At 46.8% G+C, this 25,422-nt stretch carries 14 protein-coding genes; 9 read left to right on the top strand and 5 right to left on the bottom strand.

What is annotated here, in order from left to right:
* The first annotated feature begins 824 nt into the window (after window positions 1-824).
* Window positions 825-2,648: a DUF5060 domain-containing protein gene (locus E1919_RS17255; RefSeq protein WP_202915930.1), complete on the top strand. Its 1,824-nt coding sequence runs from the start codon at window positions 825-827 to the stop codon at window positions 2,646-2,648.
* A gap of 193 nt (window positions 2,649-2,841) precedes the next feature.
* On the opposite strand, the gene E1919_RS17250 is transcribed toward E1919_RS17255, so the two are convergent.
* Entirely contained in the window at window positions 2,842-5,010 is a 2,169-nt protein-coding gene (locus E1919_RS17250; protein WP_162054657.1) for a glycoside hydrolase family 20 zincin-like fold domain-containing protein, read from the bottom strand.
* Between the two features lie 706 nt (window positions 5,011-5,716).
* On the opposite strand from E1919_RS17250, the gene E1919_RS17245 reads away from it, so the two are divergent.
* Together E1919_RS17245 and E1919_RS17240 are read left to right on the top strand one after the other, a co-directional pair.
* On the top strand, window positions 5,717-9,133 hold the full coding sequence (locus E1919_RS17245; protein WP_162054656.1) for a two-component regulator propeller domain-containing protein: 3,417 nt from the start codon (window positions 5,717-5,719) through the stop codon (window positions 9,131-9,133).
* 579 nt (window positions 9,134-9,712) lie between these two features.
* Window positions 9,713-11,656 (top strand): adenylate/guanylate cyclase domain-containing protein, encoded by a 1,944-nt coding sequence (locus tag E1919_RS17240; RefSeq protein ID WP_162054655.1) that lies wholly within the window; start codon window positions 9,713-9,715, stop codon window positions 11,654-11,656.
* A gap of 109 nt (window positions 11,657-11,765) precedes the next feature.
* Here the strand turns inward: E1919_RS17240 and E1919_RS17235 are convergent, their stop codons facing one another.
* Window positions 11,766-13,160, bottom strand: a complete 1,395-nt coding sequence (locus tag E1919_RS17235; protein ID WP_162054654.1) for an FAD-binding oxidoreductase — start codon at window positions 13,158-13,160, stop codon at window positions 11,766-11,768.
* Between the two features lie 651 nt (window positions 13,161-13,811).
* Between E1919_RS17235 and E1919_RS17230 the strand changes: the two genes are divergently transcribed.
* The 3 genes from E1919_RS17230 to E1919_RS17220 all read left to right on the top strand — a co-directional run bounded on the left by E1919_RS17230 (window position 13,812) and on the right by E1919_RS17220 (window position 19,865).
* On the top strand, window positions 13,812-15,758 hold the full coding sequence (locus E1919_RS17230; RefSeq protein WP_162054653.1) for an adenylate/guanylate cyclase domain-containing protein: 1,947 nt from the start codon (window positions 13,812-13,814) through the stop codon (window positions 15,756-15,758).
* 117 nt (window positions 15,759-15,875) lie between these two features.
* On the top strand, window positions 15,876-17,819 hold the full coding sequence (locus tag E1919_RS17225) for an adenylate/guanylate cyclase domain-containing protein (RefSeq protein WP_162054652.1): 1,944 nt from the start codon (window positions 15,876-15,878) through the stop codon (window positions 17,817-17,819).
* Window positions 17,820-17,930: 111 nt separating this feature from the next.
* The gene (locus tag E1919_RS17220; RefSeq protein WP_162054651.1) at window positions 17,931-19,865 is read left to right on the top strand and encodes an adenylate/guanylate cyclase domain-containing protein; all 1,935 of its coding nucleotides are present in this window, start codon (window positions 17,931-17,933) and stop codon (window positions 19,863-19,865) included.
* An 88-nt stretch (window positions 19,866-19,953) separates the two neighbouring features.
* Here E1919_RS17220 and E1919_RS17215 read toward each other — a convergent pair whose 3' ends face one another.
* Together E1919_RS17215 and E1919_RS17210 are read right to left on the bottom strand one after the other, a co-directional pair.
* Window positions 19,954-20,331 carry a group I truncated hemoglobin gene (locus tag E1919_RS17215; RefSeq protein ID WP_162054650.1) on the bottom strand — a complete coding sequence of 126 codons (378 nt, stop codon included), beginning with the start codon at window positions 20,329-20,331 and terminating at the stop codon, window positions 19,954-19,956.
* A 142-nt stretch (window positions 20,332-20,473) separates the two neighbouring features.
* Window positions 20,474-21,865 (bottom strand): FAD-binding oxidoreductase, encoded by a 1,392-nt coding sequence (locus E1919_RS17210; RefSeq protein ID WP_162054649.1) that lies wholly within the window; start codon window positions 21,863-21,865, stop codon window positions 20,474-20,476.
* A 526-nt stretch (window positions 21,866-22,391) separates the two neighbouring features.
* Between E1919_RS17210 and E1919_RS17205 the strand changes: the two genes are divergently transcribed.
* Window positions 22,392-22,724 (top strand): aldo/keto reductase, encoded by a 333-nt coding sequence (locus E1919_RS17205; RefSeq protein ID WP_237144569.1) that lies wholly within the window; start codon window positions 22,392-22,394, stop codon window positions 22,722-22,724.
* Window positions 22,725-23,054: 330 nt separating this feature from the next.
* Here E1919_RS17205 and E1919_RS17200 read toward each other — a convergent pair whose 3' ends face one another.
* The gene (locus E1919_RS17200; RefSeq protein WP_162054648.1) at window positions 23,055-23,426 is read right to left on the bottom strand and encodes a nuclear transport factor 2 family protein; all 372 of its coding nucleotides are present in this window, start codon (window positions 23,424-23,426) and stop codon (window positions 23,055-23,057) included.
* A 396-nt stretch (window positions 23,427-23,822) separates the two neighbouring features.
* Here E1919_RS17200 and E1919_RS17195 point away from each other — a divergent pair, with 396 nt between their 5' ends.
* Together E1919_RS17195 and E1919_RS17190 are read left to right on the top strand one after the other, a co-directional pair.
* Window positions 23,823-24,074 carry a hypothetical protein gene (locus E1919_RS17195; RefSeq protein ID WP_162054647.1) on the top strand — a complete coding sequence of 84 codons (252 nt, stop codon included), beginning with the start codon at window positions 23,823-23,825 and terminating at the stop codon, window positions 24,072-24,074.
* 170 nt (window positions 24,075-24,244) lie between these two features.
* The gene (locus E1919_RS17190; protein ID WP_162054646.1) at window positions 24,245-25,375 is read left to right on the top strand and encodes a sensor histidine kinase; all 1,131 of its coding nucleotides are present in this window, start codon (window positions 24,245-24,247) and stop codon (window positions 25,373-25,375) included.
* The last annotated feature ends 47 nt before the right edge of the window (window positions 25,376-25,422 follow it).

Raw genomic sequence — 25,422 nt, 5'->3', positions numbered from 1 at the left:
AGCAGCGTTTGCTCCCTTTTTGCCGCCCAACGCAGGCGAATTAACGGAGCCGAACTAACGAATATACTATATATCTGGAGCAATATGAAGATACCTGCAGACAATTCCCCACCCCGTGAAAGTACCACCCTCCCCACCAATTTAAGGCTATGGGGGGGTGCGTTAAAACAGCTGTTATGACAAACAGACAATCAATTGCTATTGTAGAAGATAGTATTTTTTGCTCCTCTCCCATCTGCAGATACTTATCCACAGCCTCAAAATCTTTGTTGATTAAGTTCAATAATTCACTCCTTCGGCCTACCAAAAGCCGCTTCAACTAAAACTGGAGCGGCTTTTTTGTTGGATAAACTACTCTCTTTGGTTTGATTCTGAAGTTTGTTATTTCTCTTCAACTACTCCATCACTACATTTAAAGTCTTACCCTGTTTAGATTTTCCAGAATAGCTACAAGCAAGGCTTTGCTATTTCCCCACAGGAGAATACAAAGTCTACTACACACCTAAACCTCTTTTAAGCATAACTTATAAGTCACCTCTTAAAATAGATAAAGTTAAAACTTTGTTTAAGACGGAAAGAATCTAAAGTTTTTCCGAAATTTAAAATCGAATTAAGGAAAACATGAAGTAACTAAGCGTTTTCTACTCTTTTATTTTCTATAGACTTTTATATTTATAGATATAATCAGAACCATTTTAATTTTGTTCTTAATGAATATCAAACATTTATTCTATCCCTCATTTTGTCTTCTGATTTTATGGATAATCAATTTTGAGGCAATTGCTTTTCAAGTTTCTCCCTCTGCCGATCCGCATGTGTGGGAAATGCAGGAAATTACGTTGAAGGCTGAAAATATCTATGACAATTATTATACAGACGTAAACGTGTGGGTGGATTTGAAAGGTCCGGCCTTTTCTAAACGAGTGTACGGATTCTGGGATGGTGATGATGTTTTTAAGGTACGCCTTGTAGCAACCAAACCTGGCCAATGGGAATGGGTCAGTGGCTCAAATCAAAAAGATGATTCCGGATTAAACCAAAAGAGAGGCCAGTTCACAGCGGTAGCATGGACTGAAAAAGAGAAACTGGAAAACCCCAACCGCCATGGCTTTGTGCGTGCCACACCCAATGGGCATGCGCTGCAGTACGCCGATGGGAGCCCGTATTTTATGATCGGCGACACCTGGCTGGCCGGTACTACCTGGCGGCTGCCGTTTCGACATGCTCCCACCTCCGATGTCTATATACCAGGTCCAGGCATCGGCTTCGAAGACGCCATTCATTATCGCAAGAATCAGGGCTATAACTCTGTCAGCATGATTGCCGCCTTCCCCAATTGGGACACGGACATCAACCCCAGCACCTATGCCGACGAAAACGGCGTGTTTGTGCGCAACGCCTGGGAAAAGTTTGGCTATGATGTGGGTAAAGGCAAAGGAACCGACGCTTCCGGCGGCCTAAGTTACTGGGGCACTTTCACCGCTAAGAACATGCGCGACGAATATGGAAATCTGCCCTTTTCCATGTCTGAGAAGCATCAAGGCGTTTCAGATTTTAACTATATCAATCCAGCCTATTTTCAGAGCCTTGACAAAAAAATGCAGTACATGTCGGAGCAGGGTTTCGTGCCCCTACTGGAGACCGTCCGCCGTGATGTAGGGCCATCCTGGAATGCCTATTACGACTTTAATGAGACCTTTGCACGCTATGTACAATACTTAATTTCCCGCTACGGCGCCCAAAATTTCATATTCAGTGGTATTCACCTGGACTGGATTCCTAAGGAATTCAGCCTGACTGCAGAGCAGTTCAACGAAGCCCTGACTTATCATCTAAACAAGTACGGACCGCCGCCCTTTGGTCAGCTGCACACCTCCCTGATTGACCACTCGACCTACACCACCTTTGGTCATGATGAGGAGGTTCCCTGGCTCGATATGCACAGCGTAGGCAACAAGCCCAGGGACCATGGCTTTTATGGGGCAATGGACACCCTTTTCAGTCTCCAGCCTCCTTATCCTGCCATCAACTTTGAACCTTATTATACCGGCTGGAACCATGAAATCAACAAGCCGGGAGGCGAAACCCCGCCGGCCAACTCAGACCGGGATAACTATTTTGCTCGTGCGCAAATGTACGGGTCTGTTCTTTCCGGAGGCTTAGCAGGCCATGTGCATGGTACAGCTGCTTATGACATGACCACTACCGGAGAGCCTGCCGGAGCCCGCCCACACCTATGGGATGCCCTGCAGTACGAATCCGGAAAACAGATGCAGCATCTGAAGGACTTTGTCCTTTCCGAGGGTGCGCGCTATCAACAGCTGCAGCCTTACCACCAATACCTTCATCCTCAAAAAGCAAAAAACAGCGCGGTGCGTGGTTTGGATGGCTGGTCCTTTATGATGATGAATCCGGAAAGGAACTTCGCCTTGCTCTACTTTGAAAATAAGTCAGAACTGCCCAGGGTAAGCGGGTTGAAGAAAAGCACTTCTTACGCCTTCCAGTGGTTTAATCCCAGGAATGGAGAATGGAAAGAACCTGAAACAATCAGGTCGGACCCAAAGGGGAATTTGTCTATACCAAAGTTTCCGGATAATTCAAATCCAGCCTCAACGGACTGGGCAGCCAAAATCCTGGAGAATCGTTAATTTATTCCTACATAAAGAAAGTGTAAATAGAGCCGTATTTAGTGATCAGGAAAACGATCAATTGCATACGGCTCTATACCGCTACTACAAGGTAACTCATTTCATTCTTATCCAGCTGTCTGTATACATCTGGTGATGTTTCTAATTATTTTTTGGCTGGAGTCCATTCCTTTCCTAAAAACAACTCCTCTTGTTACTTTATACCCTGAACGGTTGCTTGTTTAGCCAAATCGATGTCCCTGGCTACTTCCGGTCTGATGAGTGCCCAGTGGAACAGGTTGTTGTCATTCCGGTCATGGCTGCTTCCATTATAATGTGTCAGGGGCATGTCCTTGTATATCGGGCGAGTGATTTGAATGACTTTATCCCAATACCCCAGCGCTTTTTGCAGATGTGCTACTGCTTTTTGCTGGTTTCCTTTCCCGCCTTTGATCCGGTAGGTTTGAAGTGCTACGGCACCTTTCAATTTTTCGGCAAGGTGCAGGCCTAAGTTTGCCCATGTTTTCACATCAGCTACTTCATACATCAGAGAAGCATTATTTCTGGTATCGATGTCTTCCACCAGGCGCAAAGCTTTCCGGCTATCGCGTTCCAGCATCTTAATCAGCACAGGCGGCGTAATTCTATCTTTTCCAAACGAACCTCCAGTTAGCTTCTTTTGCACAAAGTCTTTTACCGACACATAATCGGGGTCCAAAGGTGGCTGGTTGATCAGAGCGTCTACAGAAATGTATTGGGTGCTGTCCCCTATGAGAGCCATAAACCCTTCGCCATACAGGGTAAAATCCCATCTGGAGTCGTACAGTGAGGCAAGGCGCAATTGTGTTGACGATGCCAGTGAATATGCCTGTAGCAAGTTTTTGCCCTTTTTACCATAGCGCCTGGTGAATTCTGCCTGAAAAACCTCATCAGGAGTAGCGGGATTGTACAGCAGCCTTCCCCATAGTTTATAAAACAGCCACTGCCGCTCAAAGGCCCACTGCCAGTATACCGGTGCATCCACGGCAGTAAAATAGTCTTTTGCAGGAATATAGGTTTCTGATCCAATAAAATACCCCCCAACATAGGGTTGGCTGTTCAGGGCAATATGGGCACGTATGAAATCCGGAACACCCCAGCGAAGGGCAAAAAAGTCCTCATTACGAGCTGTATAAGTGATCTTATAGCCTTCTGGCATTGGGTTATAAAACGTATCGAACATCTCTCCCCCATGCACCTTTACCAGTTTTGGGGTAGAGTGTGCATGAGACCAATTGTACTTTAAGTCGGCCCAAATAGGCTCCTGAATAAAATCTAAGTTTGCTTCCCTTTCTATGGATTTCCTGGTCAGTCGCTCCAACTCTACACTGGTAGCCCCCAACGATTCGGTAGTACTGGAAAAAGGAATGCGATGTACCAGTTTTAGGGGACGGCCCACCTGGCGCATCCCTTCAATATAGGTATCATAGATCCAGTCCTCACGTTGCTGAGGCGTCATGCCAGCCATACCCTCCCCAAGCGTAAGGCCCATGCCGGTAAGGGTAGGATACTCCTGCAACAGCTGGGTGATACTCTCCCGCATGTAGCGTTTTACTATTTCGGAGGTATCTCCCTGCACGTAATAATGGGGGTATACATTTTTTTGAGCCACTCCATATGCTTCCGCAAATTCCGGACTCACAAAGATGTTGAAGGGAATGATGTAAGTATCGATAGCACGTTCGTCGGCCATCCGAAAAATTTCCCGGTGCAGCTGTTGCCATTCTTTCATTTCTGCCTCGCTGAAAGGGCTGGCTTCCGGAAAGTTCTTCGGATTTATCATGTACACAAACGGATGGAGATTCCAGAGGGAAAGGGAATTGAAGCGGTTTTCAGCCATCATGTCCAGAAATGCCTCCCAATAACGCACATCCCGCACAGTTTCGTAGTGCTGATCCAGGGCAGAACTTGGCCTGTAGGAATACCAGGGGGTGTTATGCTTGATTGCCCGAAAAGGATAGTGAGGCTTTTCGTTCTGCTTTTGTACCTCCTGAAGGCGCGTGCCATGCTGCAGGCTTTCTGCAAGCGAGAGGCTGCCATAAATCATTCCCCTGTTGTCGCCGCCACTGATGGAGATGCTGTTTTGGCCCGGTATGATGACATATGCTTCACTTTCCAGACTGGCAGTGTCTACCCCTATTCGGATTACATAATCATACCCTTTCTGATCTTCAAGTACAGTATACTTTTGTGCTAAAAGTGCTTCTTTTAACTGATCAGACGCATATGCTGCCTGAGGAGTCGATGAGTTGTACTGCACATACACTTTTTGCGCAAAAGCTGCATGCATGCTCGCCACACAGCACAGCAAGAGCCCAAATACTATTTTCTTTATAGAAACCATAAAAGAAAGATACGCTTTTATTTTATGATTTATCAGCCATAGCAAGCATACCCCCTGTAGCGCACCACAGGCAGCAAAAAAGATTACATCTGCAACGAAAAAGACTACCTGCTCATCCCAAGAGATAAGATGCCAATTATGAACTGGCAGCAGTACATGAACAAACAGGCTACCCCTCCCTTGCCTGCACACACCCCTCCAAATCTGCTAAATAAAATTGGATAGGGTTTATAGTGTACTCCTTTGGTCTACAGGAAAGGCCTCTAGTTAATACTGGAGGCCTTCTTCCAATCGCTTTGGACACTAATACTGCTGGCCTACTTATTTCTCAATCAAAACATTTGCTACTCCCATAGGAGGTATGCAATTTAATGTGCAAAGCTACTTCTGAATGAACCCTGCCTTTCTCAACGATCATTTCTTTCGCTTCATTCAGGAAGTCATAAAGGGCATTATAACTAAATTTTATTTTTTCATATTTTATACATAATTAAATGTATATTGGTACTGATTATAAGTCAGTTATAGGCTCCTGATGGAGTCGTAGGTGGGAGAATACTCCTCTTTTATAATTTAGCTTCCTGTTGCAACTCCTGCCCTTGCAGGACCAGCCCATGTGCCTGCTTTGCAAATTTAATCCCGCTACCAACTTAGACATGGTTCTACTCTAATAGCACTTGTACAATATTCTTAAAAGAATAGCAGAATGAAGTATGTCTTTCTCTTTAACCGAACCTTTCTGTTTCTGCTCCTGCTCCTTTTAACCAGCTTGCCTGGACAGAGCCAGCATACTGTTTTTACCAAAGTTAATCCTCCGGAAGGAGTTAGATTGCAAATTTTGGGAATTGCGCAAGACAACCAAGGGTACATGTGGATTGCCACTCAGGACGGTTTGCACCGTTACGACGGATACCGCTATACCTCGTACTACCATGATCCTAATGATAAAAACTCTCTTAGCAATAATGTAACTGAAACAGTTTTTGTCTCTAAAGATGGGGCAATCTGGATTGGTACTTTTGGTGGTGGTATGGACCTGTTTGATCCTCACGCCAACACCTTTACTCACTTTGTCCATGACCCGAAAGACTCCACTAGCCTGAGTGACAATTTAGTAACGGCTATACTGGAAGACCGGGAGGGAGTGATGTGGGTAGGGACGCATGGCGGACTCCACCGCTTCCATCCGGAGAATGGTACCTTCACCCGTTATCAGCATAACCCACAGGACAGTACCAGTTTGAGTCATGATCAGGTACGGGCCTTATACCAAGACAGGGAGGGGACACTGTGGGTTGGAACGGGCAGCCCCTGGAACTCAAAGCCAGGAGAAGGCGGACTAAACCGTTTCCACCCAAAAACCGGGACTTTTACCCGATATCTCCACCATCCAAATGACCCGGGCACCTTGATTGACAACAAAGTAAGGGCCATCTACGAAGACAGCCGGGGCACCTTCTGGGTGGGTACCCTAGGTGACGGGCTGCACACGATGGATAGGGAGAAGGGAACATTTACCAGGCACCAATATAATCCAGATCAGCCAGAAAAGCTGAGCCGTACTCCCATTATAGGAAAGAATCAAGACGGCGTCAGCTTTATTCACGAAGATGTGACCGGGGCCATTTGGATCGGGACCCAAGGCGGCGGTATAAGTCGCTATGATCCAGGAACAGAGAAGGTGGTGCATTATGTGAGGGGTACCAGAAGTTCCTGCGGTTTGCAAGACAATGACGTCTGGCAGGCTTATAATTCAAAAGAGGGCGTTCTTTGGGTAGGTACTTGGGCTGGGCTTTACCGGACTGACCCTATGCAGCTGAGTTTCGTCTATCAGCCCACTGGAGCTAAAGTATCGGGTTTGTTTGAAGATGCTGACAGAAAAATTTGGGTTTGCACATCCAAAGGCTTGAAGTTGTATGACATGAGCAGTGGAGACAACCGGCAGTTAACTCCTTATCCGTCTTTACCTCCAGGACTTGAAAAGGAAGCTGTATACACAATAATGAAAGACAGGCAAGGCACCATGTGGATTGGCGGGGAAAAAGGTCTGTGGCGGCGGGATTTGAAGCAGGGAACTTTTAAGTTGTATGACCATGACCCTAAGGTGGCAACCAGTATAGGCGAAGGTGCAGTAGTTGCTCTTCATGAAGATAGGGAGGGGCTTCTATGGATAGGCACTTTAAAAGGTAGCTTACACCTGATGAAGACGAAGACAGAAGCTTTTACGCATTTTCAATATGACCCGAATAAATATAACAGCCACAACAGTAATTTTGTCACAGCTATTTATGAAGACCATAAAGGAAATGTATGGGTTGGAACGTGGCATGGTAAGGGAGTGAGTGTGCTGGAGCGAAAATCAGGCAAGTTCAAGCAGTATCCAGTTCCAACTACTCAGATAACTAGCATTCAGGAAGATGACTCCGGGAGACTTTGGGTTGGCTCCAACCAAACTGGCTTGTATTATTATGATCAGAGAAACGATAATTTTGTAAGATATAAAGCCAACAGCACAGACAAGTATATTAGCAGTGTCCGGGGAATAGTACAGGACGACCAGGAGAACCTTTGGATTAGTGCCGGTGTCGGGCTTATTAAACTAGACCGGAAGAAGAATATAGTCTCAACCTATGGAACAGAAACCGGCCTTGATCCCGGTGCTTTTCACATACTGGCTGTGCATAAAGGAAGAAAAGGAAACATTTACATCGGGGATACCTTAGGCTTTTATACTTATGCCCCTGCAAACTACAATCAGAACCCACCGCATATCGACCTGACAGATTTTCGGCTTTTCAATGAATCGACAAGACCCGGGAAAGAGGGTCTGTTGCCTGTCCCCGTGGGTCAGGCGAAAGAAATCACGCTCACTCACCTGCAAAATGTTTTTAGCTTTCATTTCGCGGGTATTCATTTCACCAATCCCGGTCAGAACCGGCAGTATTATATGCTGGAGAACTATGATACTGGCTGGCGGAAGGTTGACACTGAGCAAACAGCGTTTTACTATAAAGTACCACCTGGAAAGTATGTATTCAGGATGAAAGCGGCCAGCAGTGAAGGGGTTTGGGCAGAAAAAAATATTCCTGTCATCATACACCCGCCCTGGTGGCATACCTGGTGGGCCTACGGATTGTTTGCAGCTGTATTTGCGGCAAGTCTTTGGAGTTATGTTGCCTACCGCTCCCGAAGCCTGAGAAAGGAAAATAAGTTGCTGGAACAGAAGGTAGCTGACCGGACAACTGAATTGCAGCAGTCGCTTCAGCACCTGAAGTCTACACAGGCGCAGTTAATACAGTCTGAAAAAATGGCCTCTTTGGGCGAACTAACCGCTGGTGTCGCTCATGAAATACAGAACCCCCTCAATTTTGTCAACAATTTTTCAGAGGTGAGTTCTGAGCTTGTGCAGGAGTTGAAGCAGGAAATTTATGAGGACCGTCAAGAGGTGGCAATAGCCATAGCCGCTGACCTGGAACAGAATCTCCTAAAAATCCACCACCACGGCCAAAGAGCTGATGCTATAGTCAAAGGAATGCTGCAACACTCCCGCGCCAGTTCAGGAGAAAAACAACGCACGAACCTAAGCTCATTGGCAGAAGAGTATTTGCGCCTGGCTTATTCCGGCTTTCGGTCCAAAAACAAGGGTTTCACCTGCACCATAGAAACCTCCTTTGATGAGAACCTGGAGAAAGTTGAAGTAATGCCACAGGAACTGGGAAGAGTGCTGCTCAACCTCTTTAATAACGCTTTCTATGCAGTGCAGCAAAAGCAGCGGCTGGAACAGCCAAATTATGGGCCGAAGGTAAGGGTAAGCACCCACAAGCAGGAGGGCCAGGTAGAGATAAGAGTGCAGGACAATGGAACAGGTGTGCAGGAAAGTGTGATGAACAAGATCTTCCAGCCCTTCTTCACCACAAAGCCCGCAGGACAAGGAACAGGGTTAGGTCTCTCCCTCTCCTATGATATCATCACGAAGAGTCATGGAGGAGAGCTAAAAGTAGCTTCAAATGAAGGAGAATGGTCTGAGTTTACCATTTCGCTTCCGTACATGCCTGTACCCGAAGAACTGCTGGCTGCCACTATTGCTCCTCTCCCAACTGCAGATACTTTCCAACAGCCATAAAACCGCTGTGAATATGGTTGGATAAGTCCATTTTACGGGCTACAGAAAATGCCTTCAGTTAACGCTGGAGGCGTTTTAATTTTGCTTCAGACACTAAAGCTTCTACTCTTTCACTTCCCACTCTTCCATTCGCCACTTTAATGCCGTCAGAAGGAGCTACAGCAGCTGTTATTTGTTCCCTATAAATTGCTGTCCCTCCTATGCTATGTATGTTTAGGTGAAACTGTAAATTAGCCTAGGAACACGCTATTGATAATATCATAAACGTCTCACCTACTCCACTTATAAAGCAGATCCTAATTTTATTTGTGAAACGGTAAAAAGTACTAAATCACAGCTGATAAATTTAAACATTTATAAGCATCGGGAAAATTCCGATTTTATGGTAAAGACGAATACGGGACTTCATGGGCCGGCCAGACTAAAATCAAGACTGTTTGAAAATTACAGCTCTCTGCCAGCACTAACCCGCTTTAGTCATCGTATCTTATAGTACTATGCCCTGCTGTAGGCTATCTGCAGGCCCAGGCTATTCGTTCATTTTTGTTGCTGCTGTGGTTCCAATATAAGCTTTTCCTCATGATCCAAACCCGTCAATTGGCTGCCATCATGTTCACCGACATTGCCGGATACACCGCCTTGATGGGCAGCGACGAGCGGAAAGCTTTCGAACTGCTGAACCAGAACCGCAGGCTCCACAAACCGCTCATCGAAACCTATGGCGGCAAGTGGATAAAGGAAATGGGCGACGGCGTACTGGCCAGCTTTCCCACCGTAACGGACGCCGTAGCCTGCGCCTGCGCCCTGGTGCAAGGCTGCGGAAAGGTAGAGGGCCTATGCCTGCGAATCGGCATCCACTTAGGCGAGGTTGTTTTTGAGAATGAGGACGTGTTTGGGGACGGAGTGAATATAGCTTCGAGGCTGCAGGCACTGGCTCCGGCTGGAGGAATCTGGGTGTCAGAGGCCGTGCACCAGAATGTGGCTAACAAGAAAGATATTGTCACCAGGCTGGTGGGCGAAGAAACACTCAAAAACGTAAAGGAGCCGGTGCGTGTGTATGAGGTGTATCCAAAGGGCAGCGACTCTAAAACAAGCATGCTAAATAAAAATCAAACAACTATAGTTCAGGCAAAAAGCATCGCCGTGTTGCCCTTCGTGAACATGAGCAACGACCCGGAGCAGGAGTACTTTAGTGATGGAATTGCTGAGGAAATCACCAGTTCCCTAACCCACTTAGAAGACCTGAAAGTGGCGGGTCGTACATCTTCCTCCCAATTTAAAGGAACCAAAGTGGACCTGCGGGAGGTGGGCGAAAAGCTGGGTGTGGCGACGGTGCTGGAGGGCAGCGTGCGCAAACAAGGGGACCGGCTGCGCATTACCGCCCAGTTAAACAGTGCAGCAGATGGCTTCCACCTTTGGAGCGAAAAGTACGACCGCAACATGGATGACATCTTCGCCATACAGGACGAGATCGCCCTGGCTATTACAGAGCAATTGAAGATAACCTTATTGGGAAACGATAGGGAGAAACTCACCAAACCCACCACCCGAAGTACTGAAGCTTATGAATTATATTTAAAAGGAAGATTTCATATCAATAGGCGAGGCGGTTCTATAATGACAGGTCAGCACCTCTTCAAGCAGGCTATAGCGCTTGATCCTAATTATGCGTTGGCCTATGCAGGCTATGCTGATGCCCTGACTTTATCTGCAGGCTATGGTTTTCAACGTGGAAGAGAAGTCATGAAAGAGGCAAAACTAGCGGCACAAAAAGCTATCACCCTAGACGATACGCTTGGTGAAGCTTACGGCGCGCTAGGTTTTTATTATATAGGGCTTGAGTGGAATTGGACGCTTGCAGAAAGGAATTACCTTAAATCAATTGAGCTGAACCCAAAGTATGCACAAACTCATTCCTTATACGGCATGCTATATCTGGGTTTTGTGCAGGGAAAGTTTGATGAAGCTGTAGAACGAATTCATATAGCTTTAAAGCTAGAACCACTTAGCGCTATTGATCATGCTGATATGGCCTGGACACTATATGTAGCAGGTAAATTTGAAGAAGCGCTGACATATGCCAAGACAGGAGTTGACCTGGATGCTAACTCCTTTCTGTCCCTGCGAATAGCAGGCCTTTGTTACATGCAATTAAGACATCATGACGAAGCAATCAAAACTTTGAAGCATTTAGTTAAAATGTCAAAAAGGCACCAGCATGCAATTAATAGTCTACTCTGGGCTTACTGCAGTAAGGGAGACATAGATGAAGCTGTAAATTTAATGCATGAACTAGAAAAACGAGCAAAAACAGAATATATAGCAGGCACTTATACTGGATTATCCGCTGCCTACCTGGGAGATTTGGATGCAGCATTCACCTACCTGGAAAGGGCGTACTTTGAACATGACGCTAACTTACTTAATATACGGCATTCTCAGGATGTCCCAGTTCTACTTCAGAAGGAAAAGCGTTTCCAAAATCTGATAGATCGCATCGGTTTCCCCAAGAGTGCTGTATAAATTACCAGCACCACTTTGGTTAAAGGTACTGTTAACATGCACCCTTACCTTTCAAATTTTTAACTCCTACCCTCTTTACAAGGGAACAGATATTGCGCCATCTGCAGCACTACGCTTGGTCTGTAACAGCAGGCAGGATATTTTGGTTAACCCTGAACAAATTGTGAGGATCATATTTTGTTTTGACCTCTACAAGCCGCTGATAGTTGTCGCCGTAGGTCGCCTTTACCCGGTCCTGGCCCTCCTCCATCATGAAGTTGATGTAGGAACCGCCGGCGCTGTAAGGATGTATTGCCTTCCAGAAGTCCCTGGACCAATTGGTGATGATATGCTTATTAGTTGGTTCAGGATCAACGCCGACGATGACCATGGCATAGGTCGCATCGCGGTAACTCCAAGCGGTGGCGTTATTGTCCACACGGGCTGCTGCCCCGTTGATCGGGTAAAGATGTACCCCCGAATACATATTAGGGACTTTTGATCCATGATGAATACAGATGTCAATGGCCTCGTCCGGCAGGTCTTTTACATAATCGCCTTTCCAGTACCATTGATAACCGGAAGGCACTAAGGGATCGAACATGCTCTGCAGAACTGGCACAGGCATAGGGCCAACAAAGTCCAGCGCAGGTTTCTTGAAGCCACGAATCGGCTCAAAAGCCTTCTCCGCCTCCTCCATAGGACCGGTGTAGCACCAGACGACGCCGCACATTGATTTCAGGTGGAGGTCTACAGGAAAGGATGGGTCGGGCGGTACAATAAGAAAGGCAAAAAAGCCATTTATATCGTCGGGTGCGTTGCTGATGAACTCGTGGTACCACCGCATCATTTCCTTTGCATCCTCTAAATCCCAAAGCATCGGCCCGGCATAGACGGTACTGATGGGATGGGTTTGAAACAGGAAGGAGGTGACCACACCGAAGTTGCCGCCACCGCCCCGCAAGGCCCAGAACAGGTCGGAGTGCTCCCTGGCGCTGGCCTTCACGTACTCCCCGCTCGCCAGCACCACGTCGGCTTCCAGCAGGTTATCGATGGTAAGGCCGCACTGGCGCGTCAGGTGCCCGATCCCTCCTCCTAAGGTAAGTCCGGCGATACCTGTTGTGGACTGGATGCCTGTAGGTACAGCCATTCCGAAGGCATGGGTGGCGTGGTCCACGTCACCTAAGGTGCAGCCACCCTGCACCTGCACCGTCCTTGCCGCCGGGTCCACGTGCGTAGCTTTCATATAGGAAAGGTCAATGACCAGTCCGCCATCACACATGCCCATTCCAGCCCCGCTATGCCCGCCACCTCTCACGGCTACCAGTAGGTTCTTTACACGGGCAAAGTTTACAGCTGCTATCACGTCAGCCTCATCCAGGCAGCGGGCAATGAGAGCAGGACGCTTGTCAATCATGCCGTTGTATACCTTGCGGCTCATTTCGTAGTCCGGGTCAGCTGGCGCAATGAGCCTGCCCCGCAGACTCGTCTTGAAATGGGATAGAGAAGTTTCTTCTGCTAACATAGTCATATTGTTGAAAGTTGCGGGGAAAAAGCTAAAGCATACGTCATACAAACCCTTTCATTTAGCATTAACATGAAGATTTGTCCCGGAGCGAAGGAGTCTAAAGAATAAATAAGTAAATTTTTTATACGAAATATTCTAAATTATGATTCAAGGTTTAGTTTTAAAAACACATTTTAATTTGATTTAAGAGCCAAATCAGAAGCTCAACATGGGTTTTGCTAAGCCCCTACTCTTTGCCTTTGCTCTAATACACTGACCTCTTTATCCACATTGACAGAAGTAACATGAAGTAGTTGTTTGGTAAAACGGATAGCAGCAATTAACTTAAGATTTCCCCTCCTGCCACTATATAATTTAAAAACTGCGTCACTACTCCCATCTTTCATTTGTGGCTAGGGTTCACCTCACTGCTTGGTACATAGACGACCTTTGAGCAGAAACATACATGCCTGCCACTAAAGCAGACCCAACTGCTGTCCCCGTAATACTCACATTTATCAGGATACCTGCTCTTATAAGTCAGCTAATGTATAATAAACTAATCCTCTCTCCTCACATCAAGCGCACGTTAAATACGTTTATAGTATTATAACACAAATACTTAAGAATAAACAGCGCATTATATTCATGTAAATTCATCTATATCACATGTCCAGAACCCGTCAACTGGCTGCCATTATGTTCACCGACATCGTCGGCTACACGGCACTCATGGGCGATGACGAGCAGAAAGCTTTAGATCTACTGGACAAAAACCGCACACTGCAGCAATCACTCATTCAAAAATTCGGTGGCAGATGGATAAAGGAACTGGGCGACGGAGTATTGGCTAGCTTTCCAAATGCTGCCGATGCTGTACATTGTGCCATTTCTATCCAACAGGGTTGTACTGCCATTCCTGGCCTTACCCTTCGTATCGGCATACATTCAGGTGATGTGATGTTTGAATACAATGATGTGTTCGGGGACAGCGTCAACATCGCCGCCCGGCTGCAGACACTTGCACCCATTGGTGGCACATGGATATCGGAACAGGTATATAAAAGTATAGCAAACTACAAAGACATAGACGCCAGACTGGTGGGCAAAGAAACGCTTAAGCATGTAAAAGAGCCTATTCGGGTGTATGAGGTGCAGGCAAAAAACAAGGTAGCTGAACCAGCCAAGTCTACTTTACCTTCAAAAGAACAGGCAAAAGCAGCGCCCCCCAAAAGCATAGCCGTGCTAGCCTTCGTGAACATGAGCAACGACCCGGAGCAGGAGTACTTCAGCGACGGCATGGCAGAGGAAATCATCAACTCTCTCCAACATCTGCAGGATCTGAAAGTGGCAGGCCGTACCTCCTCTTTTCAGTTTAAGGGAAAGAATATAGACCTGCGGGAAGTGGGAGAAAAGTTGGGAGTAAACTCAGTGTTGGAAGGCAGCGTGCGCAAATACGGCGACCGGCTGCGCATCACTGCCCAATTGATCGATGTAGCGGACGGCTTTCATTTGTGGAGCGAAAAGTACGACCGGAATATGGATGACGTTTTTGCCATCCAGGACGAAATAGCGCTGGCCATCACCGAGCAGCTAAAAGTGACCTTGCTGGGAAGCGACCGTGAGAAGATAATAAAAACCAGTACCCAAAATACCAGAGCATACGAACTCTATCTGAAAGGAAGGTTTTATACTAACCGGCGTGGAAGCTCAATTCTACCTGGCTTAGAATATTTTAAACAAGCCATAGCGCTCGACCCAAAGTACGCACTGGCTTACGCAGGCTATGCAGACGCTAATATTCTGATGGCCTTTTATAGTTTTAGTCCAGGAAAAGAAGCTCTGAAGGAGGTAAAGAGTGCAGCAGAAATGGCCATAAAGCTGGATGAAACACTTGGCGAGCCTTACTGTGCATTGGCTATGTATTATCTACACTATAAAAGGAATTGGAATGAGGTAAGGAAGAATCACATCAAGGCAATAAATCTAAATCCTAACTATGCACAGTCTCATTCCTGGTATGGGATGAATCTTCTTAACTGGATAGAAGGAAATTTTGAAGAGGCTGAAAAAGAAGGGCAGTTGGCCATAAGACTAGAACCCCTAAGCGCTATTGATCACGCTGATTATGCCTGGACACTTTATACGGGACAAAAATACAATGAGGCGCTGAATGTTGCTCAGAAAGGCATTGACTTAGACAATAGTTCTTTCCTGTCCCACCGCATAGCAGGCCTTTGCTACCTGGCCTTAGAGCGCTATGAAGAGGCTGTTAATACCTTCAGCTTTCTTATGACAACATCAAACCGGCATCAACATGCTGTTAATAGTCTTATATGGGCATATTGCGCAAATGGTCATATAAGGGACGCAAGGGCATTGATGCAGGAACTCGAACAAAGGTCAACTACAGAATATATAGCAGGTACATATGCTGGCGTATCTGCTGCCCATTTAGGAGATATAGAAACAGCTTTAACTTATTTGGAACATGCAAGTCAAGACCGTGACCCTATCGTGATACAGCTTAAGTATTCACCTTTTGTACCAGCTTTGCTTCGAGATAACGCAGAGTTTCAAAACTTGCTTGAGAGGATTGGCTTTCCAGAACAGTAGCGGAAGTAGAGATGTATGGCTCTGGATAAAAGAGAAAGGAGTTTATACCCATATATTAACAGACAATATTGAATACGTAGCGACCTATGTTACGCAACTTCTAAGCACATTTTATATATGTCACCAACCCGTCAACTGGCTGCCATCATGTTCACCGACATTGCCGGTTACACCGCCTTGATGGGGGAGAATGAATCCAAGGCTTTCGAACTGCTGAACCAGAACCGCCGTCTCCACAAACCACTCATCGAAGGGTATGGCGGCAAATGGGTAAAAGAAATGGGTGACGGCGTACTGGCCAGCTTTCCCACCGTAACGGATGCCGTAAACTGTGCCTGCGCCCTGGTGAAAGGCTGCGGGAAAGTGAACGGCCTGTGCCTGCGCATCGGCATCCACCTGGGGGACGTGGTATTTGAGAATGAAGACGTATTCGGAGACGGGGTGAACATTGCTTCCAGGCTGCAGGCGCTGGCTCCGGCCGGAGGCATATGGGTGTCGGAAGCCGTGTATCAGAATGTGGCAAATAAAACAGGTATAGCTACTACGTTGGTGGGCGAGAAAATACTTAAAAATGTGAAAGAACCAGTAAGGGTGTATGAGGTGCGCCCAACGAATTACAAAGCCGAATCATCAGAGTCATACTTGCTTCATAAGGACAAGCCTAAAGCAGCAGCACCCAAAAGCGTTGCCGTGCTGCCCTTCGTCAACATGAGCAACGACCCGGAGCAGGATTACTTCAGCGACGGGATAGCCGAGGAGATCATCAACTCGCTGGTGCACCTTAAGGATCTGAATGTAGCCGGCAGAACCTCCTCCTTCCAGTTCAAGGGCAAAAGCAAAGACCTGCGGGAGTTGGGTCTAAAACTTGGTGTCAGTACGGTGCTGGAGGGCAGCGTGCGCAAACAGGGGAACCGGTTGCGCATCACCGCCCAGCTGATCAACGTGGAGAATGGCTTCCACCTCTGGAGCGAGAAGTACGACCGCAACATGGATGATATCTTCGCCATTCAGGACGAAATTGCCCTGGCCATTACCAAACAGCTGAAAGTGACCTTGTTTGGGAAAGACAAAGAGATGATCACTAAAACCTACACTCAAAATGCGGAGGCGTACGAACTCTACCTGAAGGGAAGGTTTTACATCAGCAGACGGGGAAGCGCAATCATGACTGGCTTGCGATTCTTCAAACAGGCCATTGCCATTGATCCGGGTTATGCGTTGGCTTACGCAGGGCTTTCCTTTGCGAGTATACTTTATGCAGCTTATAACTTTGTGCCCGGGATGCAGATCATGAGGGAGGCAAAGCAAGCGGCAGAAGCAGCACTGGATATTGATGATTCAGTCAGTGAAGCGTACGGCGCGCTTGGTTATTACTACTCATGCCTGGAGGTGAACTGGGTTGAATCGAGGAAAAACTTTCTGAAGGCAATTGAGCTTAACCCAAAATATGTACAGGCACGGTCTGTGTACGGGCTGCACTACCTGGCATGGGGGGAAGGGAAATTCGCCGAAGCAGAAGAGCAGGGAAGAATGGCTATCAGGTTAGAACCTTTGAGTGCCATTGATCATGCTGACTTGGCCTGGACGCTCTATACTGCAGGCCAATTTGAAGAAGCGCTGGCTCTTGCTAAAACAGGTATAGAACTTGATGCGAACTCTTTTTTGTCACACCGTCTGTGCGGACTATGCTATACCGCGTTGGGGCAGCATAAGGAGGCGATAGATACCCTGACCCAATTACTCGCCATTTCCTGTAGGCATCAGCATGCACTGACTGCCCTGATCTGGGCCCATTGCAGCAACAGTAATTTTGAAGAAGCGAGAAAGCTTAAGGTTGAATTGGAGAGAAGGCCTTCCTCTGAATATATAGCGGGAACATATGCCGGGTTATCTGCCGCTTTTTTAGGTGACCTTAATAAAGCTTTTGATTACTTGGAAAAGGCTTATGATGATCACGACCCCATGTTGACCCAACTCAAGTACCTGCCTTACGTTCCGGATTTGCTTCGATATGATTCTCGTTTTCAGAATTTACTAACCCGCATTGATTATCCGAAATAAGGAAATTCCTGTGTTGTGTATTGTCTGAATAAAGATTTCACAGTTATTGTTGCCTGACCAAAATCAATAAATATCTTATCAATTTGATCCTGTATTTTTAACCTTATTCACATGCCTCCAACCCGTCAACTGGCTGCCATCATGTTCACCGACATTGCCGGTTACACCGCCTTAATGGGGGAAGATGAATCCAAGGCTTTTGAGTTGCTGAACCAGAACCGCCGGCTCCACAAACCCCTTATCAAAGGGTACGGCGGCAAATGGATAAAAGAAATGGGTGACGGTGTGCTGGCCAGCTTTCCAACTGTAACGGATGCTGTAAATTGCGCCTGCGCCCTAGTGAAAGGCTGCGGGAAAATAAATGGCCTGTGCCTGCGCATCGGCATCCACCTGGGGGACGTGGTATTTGAGAATGAAGACGTATTCGGAGACGGGGTGAACATTGCTTCGAGGCTGCAAGCGCTGGCTCCGGCTGGAGGCATATGGGTGTCGGAGGCCGTGTATCAGAACGTGGCTAATAAAACAGGTGTAGCTACTAAGTTGGTGGGCGAGAAAATACTTAAAAATGTCAAAGAACCGGTACGGGTGTATGAGGTGCGCCCAACAAATTCTGAAGCCGAATCATCAGAGTCATACTTGCTTAATATAGACGAGCCTAAGGCTGCGCCGCCTAAAAGCATCGCTGTGCTGCCCTTCGTGAACATGAGCAACGACCCGGAGCAGGAGTACTTCAGCGACGGCATGGCAGAGGAATTGATCAATTCTCTGAATCACTTAAAAGACCTGAAAGTAGCAGGCCGCACCTCCTCTTTTCAATTCAAAGGAAAAAACATTGACTTGCGCAAAGTTGGAGAAATGCTGGGTGTAAGCACTGTGCTGGAGGGCAGCGTGCGCAAACAAGGTAATCGCCTTCGGGTCACCGCCCAGTTGATTCATGTGGAAGATGGCTTTCATATCTGGTCAGAGAAATATGATAGCACAATGGATGATATATTTGCCATTCAGGATGAGATAGCACTAGCCATAACAGAGCAGTTAAAAGTAGTATTGTTTGAGAAGGACCGGGAAAAGATTACCAAAACCTTTACGCACAATGCAGAAGCCTATGAACTGTATCTGAAAGCAAGGTTCTATTTGTATAGGCGGGGAAGCGCCATTCTGAAAGGGTTAGAGTTTTCAAAAAAGGCCATAGCCGTTGATCCTGATTTTGCCCTGGCATATGCTTGTTACGCCGACGCCCAAACATTGGCTGCAGCTTATAACTTCTTTCCAGGGAAAGAAGTAATGAAAGAAGTAAAAAGAGCGGCGAAGACTGCCATTAAACTCGATGATTCTCTTGGCGAGGCTTACTTTTCATTGGCATATTATTATGTATGTTTTGAGTATAAATGGGAGGAGTCGAAGAAAACTTTTTGTAAGGCCATTGAACTTAACCCGAAATTTGTGCAGGCAAGGTCTATGTTCGGTATGATATGCTTAGGCTGGGTAGACGGGAATTTCGAAGGGGCGGAGGAGCAACTCCAAACAGCTATCAAGCTTGAACCTTTAAGCGCTATTGATCATGCCGATTTAGCTTGGACTCTGTTAATGGCGCGCAAATTTGAGGAAGCCCTTACTGCTGCCAAAACTGGTATCGAGCTAGACAACAACTCCTTTTTGTCGCATCGCATCACTGGGCTTTGTTATATAGTGATGCAGCGCTATGATGAGGCTATTGCTACATTTCAGTATTTGGTTAACCTCTCTGCCAGGCATCAACAGGCACTTAATGGCTTGATTTGGGCCTACTGTGGTAAAGGAAACCTAGAGGAAGCAAAGAAGTTGATGAACGAATTAGAAATGAGGGCAGGGAGCGCTCATTTTGATTATGGACTATCTGCTGCTTACATGGGTGACCTGGATACTGCATTTGACGCCCTGGAGAAAGCGTTTCATGATGTTGATCCCCACATACTAACGATCAGACATGCACCCTATTTACCAGCTCCGCTACGAGCGGACGCACGTTTCCAGGATTTGCTGAAGAAGGTCGGCTTTCCAAAATAACCTGAAGCAAGAAATGAAACATATTGCTTTTTATTTCAAACCTCTCCATATAGGCTCCTGTCTACGCAGAATTACGTTAGGCATTTCTTTATTGGCTGATTACCTCCCCTTTCATTGAATCTAGAATCGCGATTATTTCATCTTTTTCTGCCTGCCCCACTCCGTTTTCCTCTAAAGCCAGTAAGGTATCTTTGTTTGCCTCTAAAAAATCGTTTTCGCTTATGTGAAGACCCGTATGTGCTGTCCGCATGTCTCTGCCAGTGTATGTATGAGGTCCGCCAATTCCCATAGAAAAAAACTCAAAGACCAATTGCATGAGCTTTTCCATATTCACATGCCGGAAATGGTGACCTATGAGAGGGTTATTGAGGTTTCTGTTAAGGACATCATTCACAATTTTCCGGACGCCCGGCTCGCCTCCTAACCTATCATAAAGGGAAGTATTTTGTGTATCTGTTACTGCCATGGCTATAATATGTAGATATTCTAAAGAAAAATTCAGGTGCAAGAAGACAGTCTTTTGTAGAGATATATGCTGGCAACAGCCTCTACAAAAGATGCCTATAGCTTATGGCGAATATCCAAACGAATTGTTCCCTATATCCTCTCTATTGATCCGCTGCCGAAGGCACGATGTTTTGGTTTACTTTGAAGAGGTTGTGGGGATCGTATTTGGTCTTCACCTCTACCAGTCGCTCATAGTTTTCACCGTACGTGGCTTTCACCCGTTCCGGGCCTTCCTCCATCATGAAGTTGATGTAGGAGCCGCCGGCACTGTAAGGGTGCAACGCCCTCCAATAGTTCTTTGCCCAATTGGTGATGGTTTCTTTATTGTCCGATTCTGAATCGATGCCGGCGATCACCATGGCATAGGTGGCATCGCGGTAGCTCCAGGCGGTGGCATTTTTATTCAAACGGGCTGCTGCCCCATTGATCGGGTAAAGATGCATAGTGGAAAGCATGTTTGGCAGTTTAGAGCCATGTTTGATATGCAGATCAATAGCCTCTTCCGGTAAATCTTTTACATAGTCGCCTTTCCAGTACCACTGCAATCCTGGAGGGTATAACGCGTCAAACATGCTTTGCAAGGCAGGCACAGGCAAAGGGCCAACCAAGTCTAGTGCCGGCTTTTTAAAGCCACGGATAGGTTCAAAGGCTTTTTCTGCCTCTTCCATAGAGCCGGTGTAGCACCAGACCACGCCGCACATGCTTTTCATGTGGAGGTGTTCGGGGAACGGAGGGCCGGGCGGTACTACAAGGAAGGCAAAGAAGCCGTTGATTTCATCGGGCGCGTTGCTGATGAACTCGTGGTACCACTGCATCACTTCCTTTGCATCCTCCAACTCCCAAAGCATCGGTCCGGCATACACGGAACTGATTGAGTGGTTCCGGAATAGGAAGGAGGTAACCACCCCAAAGTTGCCGCCCCCGCCCCGCAAGGCCCAGAACAGGTCGGGATGCTCTTTGGCGCTAGCCTTCACAAACTCCCCGCTCGCCAGCACTACGTCGGCCTCCAGCAGGTTATCGATGGTAAGGCCACACTGGCGCGTCAGGTGCCCCAGCCCTCCCCCTAAGGTAAGCCCGCCGATACCCGTGGTCGAGTTGATTCCGGTTGGCACCGCCATACCGAAGGCATGCGTGGCGTGGTCCACGTCACCCAACGTGCAGCCTCCCTGCACCTGCACCGTCATTGCCACCGGGTCCACGTGCGTGGCTTTCATATAAGTAAGGTCGATGACCAGGCCGCCGTCGCACATGCCCAGGCCGGCTCCGTTGTGCCCACCGCCTCTCACGGCTACCAGCAGGTTATTTTCACGGGCATAATTTACGGCTGCTATCACATCGGCCTCATCCACGCAGCGGGCAATCAGGTTGGGGTGCTTATCGATCATGCCGTTATATACTTTCCGGCTGGTCTCGTAGTCTGGATCATTTGGCACGATGAGCCTGCCCCGCAGGCTGGTCTTAAACTGGGAAAGAGAAGTTTCTTCTGCTATCATGGTACTGTGATTGGAGGTGCTAAAAGAATAGGCTAGCTTATCAAGTCACGCAATCCCTTGTTTGCTCCTGAAGATGAAGGATTGTCCCGTAGAGGAGGGGTCAGAATATAAAAATCTAATTTTTTTATACGATAATAATCAGATAGGGGTTAAAATTAATCATTTTGAAACTAGAAAAGGAAGGAGCATTAAGCTAGTGAACGAGCTAAGGTTTAGTTTTTCAAGCCCTTGCCATAAATAGGATCTAACTGGCCTGTTTCCCTCTTTTAGATCTGTGGTAAACAGTTCTGCTGTAAAACCGCAGGAAACCATCTGTATACTGTTCCTGTCCTACAGCTAAAGATAATTTCAATAGCCTCCAAACCTTTAGGGCTATAGTCCGATTATTTAATTCTTCAGTTTTCATAGAAATGTTCCTTAGTAGCAACTGAGGGACATTTCTATGTACTTCGGACATGAAATTAAATATCTTTTAGCTAATTCAGCATCCTATACTCGTTAGGAATTACCACAAAGCTTTGAGTTCATGATGCAGGCTATTCATTCACTAAGAAAGCTTTTAAAGGTTCGCTACAACGTTTGCAACTGGACTTGTGGACTATACCTGATTCATCAACCTTACGGAAATGTACATGGCTCCTGGAAGGCCATGCAGGAATTATACTGGGAGAAGAAGGCCCAAGCCGTTGGTGTCATCAATTTCCATCCAGACCGGGTATTGGACCTGATGGTTCATCATGAAGTGGTACCGGCGGTGGACCAGATCGAAACACATCCTTTCCAACGGCAGACTAAAGCGCAGAAGTTTCTGCAGGAAAATACTATCCAGCTTGAGTCGTGGGGATGTCTGGCTCCATGAATTAGGTGAGCCGGATAGTGTTTTCAGTTACTGCATTTCTGTTGCAACCTACAGGCCCCTGGGGTGTTTCTTACGCGGCCAATCTAACACCTGATAAAACAGGTATTGTAAGCTGGCAGGAGAAGAGATTTATCACAGCTATACGAGAAGGAAAATACCATGGCATAGCACCCAATTTCCCCCTATGCCATGGTATAGATGTATTGCAACATGACGAATGATGAGTCAGGTAGGCAATTTGCCTACCTGACATCCATCAAACCTACTAATAATACTGCTCCGCAGAGGCGTAGCCGACCATAGAACCCGTGTCGTGTTGTGTGCTGGCTTTTATTGCTCAAAGTTGTCGTAATAGGTAAAGTCTTTACTTATTTTTCCATTTTCGAATGAGAAAATAGTGCAGATTGGAAGTTCAAATTCTGAACCATCTGGTGCAGTTCCACTCGACACAAACTCTACAATAACGTGCTTATCTCCTGAAGGATATACCTGAATAACCCTGTCGTTCAAGTCGGGGAAAACTTCGCTTAATTCACTGTACTTTTGGATTGTCTGTTCACGTGTCTGCATCACGATTCCTTGCCCGAGTGACGGGTCTTTAAACGCTGCTGTTTCTGTATACATTTCAGCCATCTTTTCCCAATCGTGGTTGTTGAAGTGTGCAAAGTACTGATTCACTAAATCCACGTTTTTTGTGTCCATTGTTGGTTGATTTTGGTTGTTACAAGAAGTTATCACTAAGAAGCTAAATAAGAATAGAAGGTTTCTTTTCACTGGTCGTTCAGCTTAAACTATTTTATGGTAAGAAATTTTGTTTCTAATTATTCCATCTTGCACACAACTACAGTATAAATTGAATTATTCTGTTCATCCGGCTACGTTTAGGAAGCTAAACGGAACCAAACTCACGAATATACTATAAATATTAAACACATAATTATCAAACTAACCGTCTTTTTTACCGCTCCATACCACCACATTTTATGGGACAAAATAGAGCATAACCCTATATAATCCGTAGCTCCACCTGCATATAATCCGTAGCTCCATCTGCCGGATTTAGTTAAATTGCAGCACCGGAACTGAGTACACACTTTTATGTATAAAACAAGCAGCGACACTCTCCTTCAGAATAATAAAGAGGACGTCCCCTTTAGCCTGGTCTACCTGCTGAACGGCTCAGCTACAGCAGCCACCCTTTTGGGCAAAGCAGGCGATATAGGTAATAGTGCTGCCCTGTCTTCAGTTGAGCTAGCAAAACCCGGATCAGAGTGGCCGCTTGCTGATGTTTTGGCTTCTGGCCAGATGGCCCCGCTGGACTGTTCCGGCAGGAGCACAGAAGCAGGCTAGGAGAAAGACAGATTGAACGAGGTGAAGCAGGTGGCCGTGCTTCCTGTGATGCAGCCCGGGCAGCATCAGGCACTGGGATTTTTCATAGCGGGTATAAGTCCAAAGCTGGAGTATAACGCTGATTAAGGGGGTTCCATACTTTACTTGTCAATCACATTGCCACATCCATCATGGGCGTGCAGGCACGGGAAGAGCTCATCAGGCAGCAGGAATACCTGAAAGAGGTTTTTCAGCAGGCGCCAGTAGGAATCGCTATTGTGAGAGGGCCTCACTATATACTGGATCTGGCAAACCCAGAGGTGTGCCAGATCTGGGGAAGAAATCCAGAAGATGTTCTGGGAAAACCTGTTGTAGAGGCGCTTCCCGAGATAGCAGACCAGGGGATTATACAGCTTCTTGACAATGTAGTCGATACCGGTGAGCCTTTTATTGCGCACGAGCTGCCTTTGCTGCTGGAGCGAAATGGAAACCGGGAGAAAGTATACCTTAACTTCTTATACCACCCGTTGCGCAACTCGCAGGGAGGTATAAGCGGGGTGATTGCTGTGGCCATAGATATCAGCCAGCAGGTGAAGTTCAGGCAGTCTGTAGAAGCACTGAACGAAGAACTGATGGTCACCAATACCGACCTGGACAACTTCGTGTACGCTGCCTCCCATGACCTGAGAGCTCCCATCTCAAACATAGAGGGTCTGATGCTTGCGTTGGTCGATGAAATGCCGGTGGAAGTGCTGGAATCTGAAACGGTAAAGCATGTGCTTGACCTGATCCAGGGCTCAGTTAACAGATTTAAAAGAACAGTTACAGACTTGTCCAATGTCGCTAAAGTACAAAGGCATACGGATAAAGACATGAGCAATATTGACTTAGCTGGTATAGTGGCAGAAGTGCTGCTTGATCTTGAGCCTTTGATTATAGCAGCCGATGCACAGGTCGTAACGGATCTTGCCCCGGATGCTGTTATCGTGCACTTCTCGGCCAAAAACATGAAGAGCATCGTTTACAACCTGCTGAGCAACGCACTCAAGTACAGTGCGCCTGAGCGGAGGCCCCACATCATAGTTACCGCCAAGCGCGCACCAGGCTACGTGCTCCTTTCAGTAAAAGACAATGGCTTGGGCATGGACATGGCGGAAGAATACAAAATGTTCTCTATGTTCAAGCGCCTGCACGACCATATGGAAGGATCAGGCGTAGGCCTTTACATCGTAAAGAGGATTGTGGAGAATGCCGGAGGTTCTATAGAGGTTGGAAGTGAGGTAGGTGTTGGTTCTACCTTCATTGTCAGTTTCAAGTGCTGAGGCATGGTTTCCTGAATGTTTGCACTTAGTTTGCTAGGCTGATGAGG

Origin of the sequence: Pontibacter pamirensis (assembly GCF_010015475.1) — a bacterium.
Classification (GTDB): Bacteria; Bacteroidota; Bacteroidia; order Cytophagales; family Hymenobacteraceae; genus Pontibacter; species Pontibacter pamirensis.
This window is presented reverse-complemented; position numbering and strand designations above follow the sequence as displayed.